Raw genomic sequence first — 6,166 nt, forward strand, 5'->3', positions numbered from 1 at the left:
GCTATATATAGAGAAAAGGCAGAAAAATTTTTTCTGCCTTTGTATTTTTATCTATGAAAAAAAGGAGAGATTAACAATCTCTCCTTTTAAAATCTTAGTTAGCTTTTTCAGCGTAAACTGAAACTTGCTTCTTGTCTCTTCCTAATCTCTCGAACTTTACGTATCCATCGATTAATGCGAATAGAGTATGATCTTTTCCACATCCCATGTTGTTTCCAGCGTGGAATCTGTTTCCTCTTTGTCTTACGATGATGTTTCCAGCTTTTACAACCTCTCCATCATACTTCTTAACTCCAAGGTAATTTGGATTAGAATCTCTTCCGTTCTTAACAGAACCTTGTCCTTTTTTCTTCGCAAATAATTGTATATTTAATGTAAATAGCATCTAAATTTCCTCCTTCTCTACAAGCTTTATGTGTTTAGGATAACCCTTAGATAGTTCTTTCAACATCAATACCATCGTATCTAACAATACATGAACCTCTTTTTCTTTATCCGAAAAATCCATCCCTCTCATATCAACGTCTAAGTACCCATCGGAGTCAATTTCAAACTTTGGCATAATATCCAAAATCTCTTGCAATCCTCCTAAAGGGAATTGCATTGCCATGGAAATTGCAGCACAAACAATATCTTGTCCATACTCAGCATATTCAGCATGACCATTGGCTCTGTATCTAACTACTTTACCATTTTTTTTAAATATTTCAATCTTTGTCATAAATTAATTATGCATTGATTGCAGTAACTTTGATCTCAGTGAAAAGTTGTCTATGACCTTTTTTCTTGTGATATCCAGTTTTTGGCTTGTATTTGAAGTTAACAACTTTAGCTCCTTTACCTTGAGCAACAACCTCTGCTACTACTTTAGCACCCTCTACAACAGGAGTTCCAACTTTAACGTCTCCATTGTTTGACACTAAAAGAACCTCTGTTAATTCTACAGTTGTGTTAACCTCAGCATTTAGTTTTTCAACTCTTAATACTTCACCTACTGCAACTTTGTACTGTTTTCCTCCAGTTTTTATAACTGCGTACATTCTAACACCTCCAAAAGTATAAAGATCGCTAGATTCGGTTGCTGACGACCTTATCCAAGCTTAATCTACTGTTTATTTTATCATTTTATATATAATTTGTCAACTAATTTATTTTAACCACTCTTGTGATACTGGTGATCCATTTCTAAAGATTGTAATTTTCTCTAACTCGCCTTTAGGCGTGTAACTTCTCCACTCTCCATTTTGAAGTCCTCCTGCAAGTCTTCCTTTCTCTCTAACCTTTCCATTGTCCCAGTATGCTATCCATTCTCCATTTCCACCTTTAAAATCCTCTTGGTGTAATATTTTTCCACTGTTGTCATACCAAGTTGCAGGTCCTGAAACTCTTCCCCCTGCATATGTTATTCTAGAACGAATATTTCCTGTACTTCTATAATAACTCTCCTGTACTCCATTTTTTACACCATCTACATACGCTTCTTTTAATCCAACTCTTCCAGCTTCTGAGTACCAAGTTTTATATCCATTTAATTTTCCACCTCTATACTCCTCAGTATAGTGTTTATGAACTCCTACTACTGCGGCAAATGTCCCTGTAAAAGGCACTGTGGAATTCCCATTATAAGCCAATTTATTTCTAACCTGTTTCTTTGCTATATTAACCTGATCAATACCATTTAGTGTAATCTCAGTTACTGCACTCTCTGCCAAAGCTACATTCTGCCCTGTATGAATTATATCGGTTTGGGGTATAAACTCTCCCTCTGACATAGTCGATATACTCACATCATACGCTTGTTTTGGTACTGTAGGTAATAAAATACGCTCCTCATCACTCATTCTTTTTTCTAAAGGAGTACATCCTATCAAACTTAACAATATAATTCCTACTACTATCTTCATCTTTTTCATACTCATATTTCTCCTAATAAGATTTTATATAAAAAATAAAGCCAAGGAATTTTTATAAAATTTCTTGACTAATTTGTTTCTTATTGATAGGCATTAAATAAGCCGGGTTTTGTATTTGTCAATCATTTATCTAGAGCTATAATTGCTTATAGCTTCAAGCAACTTACCCTGAGAGAGGACGAGCAACCCCTATTTCTCTCCTATTTAGTCTTGCTCCAAAGGGGGTTTACCTAGCTTCTTTAGTCTCCTAAAGAACTGGTGGTCTCTTACACCACCTTTTCACCCTTACTGCAAAAAACAGCGGTCTATTTTCTGTGGCACTTTCCTTAAAGTTTCCTTTAGTAGCCGTTAGCTACCCTTTTGCTCTGCGGAGCCCGGACTTTCCTCTTGCTAATGCAAGCGATTAACTCTAATACCTATCATTTCTTAACTTATATTTTCTCTTTTTTCTTTTTACCTGTATTATTCTAATAGATAATACTAAAAATGTCAACACAATTCCTAAAAATACCTTAGTTTTTAAAGTCATCTGTTCTAAATCTTTACTATCTTCTTGAGAATCAGATACTGTTACAAAGACTTCTTGCATTCCTTCAACTAAATTTATTGCCACAAGACCCTCATCTTTTTCCCCCACATACTCCTCAACATTTGTCAATAGTAGAGATAAATCTGAAGATATATCCTCTGGATTTAAATCTTGAGATATCTTTAACTGAACTTTTAATACACCATTTTCATTTTCATTATTTTTAACTAAATTTATTATTACTGTTTTTTCTTGATCCTCTACTTCAAATCCCTCATTTTCCTCTAAAGTATTCAAATATAGCTTATTTCCTGTTTTATCTTCAAAATTTTCTATTGTTTCTGTTAATTTTGTTTTAGTTTCTTCAGAAAAAACATTTCTATAATCATTTATTTTTCCAAGGACCAAAGTAGAAAGTATTAATGTACCTGTTATAACTTGTTTTAGCATTGTCTGTTCTCCTTACATTTTTTCAAATACTGGACCGTCATTAAAAATTGTGATATCTATTTCAAACTCTTTCTTTATTAAGTTTTCCAATAGGTTTGAAAATATCCACTCACTTTCAAAATGACCTATATCAATTAGATTGAAGTTCTCTTCTCGTGCATCCATAGCTTCATGATATTTTATGTCTCCTGTAATTAGAACTTGTGCCCCTGATTTTTTGGCTTTTCTCCAATAAGATGCCCCTGCACCACTGATTATTGCTACTTTTTTTATCTCTTTATTTTCATCTGATTTCACTACATTTATACTGTGCAATTTTAGTTTTTCTTTCAACAGCTCAGATATTTTTTCTAATTTTAAAGGTTCTTCCAACTTATAAACTCTTCCAATTCCGTATTCTCTTCCATTATTTTCTAAAGGATCCAATATTTTCCCTGACTTTAATCCCAATACATTTTCACCTAAAAAATCATTTAATCCAGATTTTCCTGAATCCAAATTGGTATGCATTGAATAAACTGATATTCCATTTTCGATTAATTTTATTATTTTTCTTCCTATTAAACTGTCACTTGATATATTTTTTAATGGCTTAAATATTGCTGGATGGTGCGTTATAATAAGGTTAGCTCCCACCTCAATAGCTCTATCTATAACTTTTTCTGTGAGGTCTAAAGACAATAAAACCCCATTGATTTTAGAATCTCTTCTTCCTACCAATAGCCCTACATTGTCCCAATCCTCAGCTAAAAAAGCTGGAAATTTTTCTTCTAAAAAGTTTATCAGTCTACTTAGTTTCATATTTTTAAACTTCTTCCTCCTCCTAGAGATATCTTTGTTAATGCTTCCTCAAATAAAGGCTCTCCCTCTCCTCTTTTTAAGTCCAACTCATTTTCAATCTCAAATAGAGACTCTCTTTTATCTCCAACCAATCCATAGTATCTCTTTAAAATCTCCTCTTCAACTTGAGATAACTTTTTAGGAACTGAAGTAAAATCAAGTTTTTCAACCTCATTTATCTTCTCCTCAATTATTTCAGATTTCTCATCTAGAGGTATCTCATCCACTTGCTCTTCCTCAAGCTCTGCCACTATTTCATGTTCTATTAACTCCTCTTTTCTCTTAGCAAAGTACCCTTTATACATGTACTTTTCTGTTTCAACTCTCTCATCTATGAACAGAAGCATCTCTCTTCTAACCCATAGTTTTATATATTCTAACACATCTCCATTAGATGGTCTATACTCTTCTAAAGCTTTTATAACTCCTATATTTCCCTCTTGTATCAAATCCAAGTAATCAATTCCTGCAATTAGATAGTCAAAAGCTATATTGGCAACCTCTCTTAAGTTTCCTTCCACTAATTTATGAGAACTTTCCTCCTCATCTAAAGTCTCCATAAGGTCATTTATCTCCTCTTTTGAAAGTGGTTGAATATATGATATCTCCTCTAAATATTCTCCAACAATCCCCTCTACAACATAGCTATTCTCTTCAACTTTTTCCTCTTTTCTAATATCTACGCTTTCAAGTTCCAACTTCAATCCTGGATTACTTTTTAAAAACTTTATAAAATCTTTATCTTCAATACAATTTGCTAATATCTCTTTTTCTAACTCTCTTACTTTCATGTCTGTCCCCTTTTTATTTTATTAATATAAAATGGGGGTATTAACCACCCCCATATTATCTTATACTTTAAAATCCTCAAGTTTCTTTCTTCTACTTGGATGTCTTAACTTTCTAAGTGCTTTTACCTCTATCTGTCTGATTCTCTCTCTTGTTACCTTAAATATTTTTCCAACCTCTTCCAAAGTCTTAGGCGCACCATCATTTAATCCATATCTAAAGATTAAAACTTGTTCCTCTCTACTACTTAAAGTTTTTAAAACATCATTTAACTGCTCTCTAAGTAAAGTTCTATTTGTTAACTCATAAGGATTTTGCATTTTGTTATCCTCAACGAAATCTCCTAACTCACTATCCTCTTCACTTCCTACTGGTGTTTCTAGTGAGATTGGGTCTTGGTTCATCTCTTGGATACTTTTTATCTTTTCAACTTCCATCCCTAATCTATCTGCTAAAACTTCTGGAGTAGCATCTTTTCCTGTTTCTTGAAGGTAAATTTTAGCCTCTTTTTTAATTTTATTGATTGTTTCTATCATATGAACTGGAATACGTATTGTTCTTCCCTGGTCAGCTATTGCTCTTGTAATAGCTTGTCTTATCCACCAAGTTGCATAAGTAGAGAACTTATACCCCTTACTATATTCAAATTTTTCAACAGCTTTCATCAATCCTATATTTCCCTCTTGAATTAAATCTAGCAGTTTTAATCCTCTATTTGTATGTTTTTTAGCAATACTTACAACCAGTCTAAGGTTCGCTTCTATAAGTTGTTGTTGTGAGTATTCGTCTCCCTCTAATGCTGCCTTAGCGTAACCTAACTCCTCCTCATGAGTAAGTAATGGAATCTGTCCAATCTCTCTTAAATACATTTTAATTGGCTCATCTACTTCCATTTCACCAGTTATACTAAACAGATCATCATTCACTAGGTCATCTTCACTAACCTCTTCTATATCATCAGGATTGAAATCAAAGTCCTCTGAATACTCCGTTCCCTTTTCATCCTCATCATCATCTTCCTCTAATTCAACAACAGGTCTCTTTACTATTGGAGTTATAACTTTTTTTATATCTTTTTTACCTTCGTCTCTTCTCTTAATACTTTCCTGTTTTTTGATCTCTTCTTGGGAAACTATCTTTATTCCCTGCTCTGTCATACCATTTATTAAAAACTCTATTCTTTCTGGTGGAAAATCTGAACTTAATTGGCTATTGATCTCTTCATAGCTTATTACTTTATTTTCCATTGCCTTTCTTAATAAAGCTAAAACCTTTTCATTTTTTATAAACTCCTTCATTAGTTGAAGCCTCCTCTATTGAATAATTATCTTTCAAAATTTTAAGCATTGATATTTTTAAACTCATTATACAATGCACGAAGGTCATTGAACTCGATATGTTGTTTCAATTTATCCTCTATTTTCTTTAGCTTGATATGTTTTAATAAGTTACTTCTCTCTTTTAATGCTTCTTTTAATTCTAATATAAACCATGACATAAAAATAATTTGAAACCCCTTTTCAATATCTAATTTATTTGAAAAATCATCTATAGAAAGTAAGGATATATTTACCAACTCCTTTTCCTCTTCTTGTGTAAGATTTCCTGTTAGAATTATATCTTTTATTATATTTGTACTCTTTTC

Annotated in this window: 9 protein-coding genes and 1 other RNA gene; all 10 read right to left on the reverse strand. The window is 32.6% G+C overall.

The genetic code is table 11. From position 1 onward, the window contains the following. Positions 1–94: 94 nt before the first annotated feature. Positions 95–385 (reverse strand): 50S ribosomal protein L27, encoded by a 291-nt coding sequence (rpmA, locus tag ACMOUI_RS11680; protein ID WP_418965868.1) that lies wholly within the window; start codon positions 383–385, stop codon positions 95–97. Continuing rightward, positions 386–721 (reverse strand): ribosomal-processing cysteine protease Prp, encoded by a 336-nt coding sequence (locus ACMOUI_RS11685; RefSeq protein ID WP_418965869.1) that lies wholly within the window; start codon positions 719–721, stop codon positions 386–388. A 7-nt stretch (positions 722–728) separates the two neighbouring features. Further along, on the reverse strand, positions 729–1,040 hold the full coding sequence (gene rplU, locus ACMOUI_RS11690; RefSeq protein ID WP_418965870.1) for a 50S ribosomal protein L21: 312 nt from the start codon (positions 1,038–1,040) through the stop codon (positions 729–731). Positions 1,041–1,148: 108 nt separating this feature from the next. Next, entirely contained in the window at positions 1,149–1,913 is a 765-nt protein-coding gene (locus tag ACMOUI_RS11695) for a toxin-antitoxin system YwqK family antitoxin (protein WP_418965871.1), read from the reverse strand. A gap of 82 nt (positions 1,914–1,995) precedes the next feature. Then, an RNA gene (rnpB, locus tag ACMOUI_RS11700) (RNase P RNA component class A) lies at positions 1,996–2,333 on the reverse strand. Further along, the gene (locus ACMOUI_RS11705) at positions 2,323–2,892 is read right to left on the reverse strand and encodes a TPM domain-containing protein (protein WP_418965872.1); all 570 of its coding nucleotides are present in this window, start codon (positions 2,890–2,892) and stop codon (positions 2,323–2,325) included. Before ACMOUI_RS11705 ends, rnpB begins: the two co-directional genes overlap by 11 nt. A 12-nt stretch (positions 2,893–2,904) precedes the next feature. Next, entirely contained in the window at positions 2,905–3,693 is a 789-nt protein-coding gene (locus tag ACMOUI_RS11710; RefSeq protein WP_418965873.1) for a Nif3-like dinuclear metal center hexameric protein, read from the reverse strand. Then, complete coding sequence (locus tag ACMOUI_RS11715) at positions 3,690–4,523, reverse strand: sigma-70 family RNA polymerase sigma factor (protein ID WP_418965874.1); 834 nt, start codon at positions 4,521–4,523, stop codon at positions 3,690–3,692. The genes ACMOUI_RS11710 and ACMOUI_RS11715 overlap by 4 nt, the downstream gene beginning before the upstream one ends. 60 nt (positions 4,524–4,583) lie before the next feature. Next, positions 4,584–5,819: an RNA polymerase sigma factor RpoD gene (gene rpoD, locus ACMOUI_RS11720; RefSeq protein WP_418965875.1), complete on the reverse strand. Its 1,236-nt coding sequence runs from the start codon at positions 5,817–5,819 to the stop codon at positions 4,584–4,586. Between the two features lie 41 nt (positions 5,820–5,860). Next, a partial coding sequence (locus ACMOUI_RS11725; protein WP_418965876.1) for a hypothetical protein occupies positions 5,861–6,166 on the reverse strand: 306 nt, incomplete at its 5' end.

Source organism: Cetobacterium sp. (assembly GCF_048470075.1).
In the GTDB taxonomy this organism is placed as follows: domain Bacteria; phylum Fusobacteriota; class Fusobacteriia; order Fusobacteriales; family Fusobacteriaceae; genus Cetobacterium_A.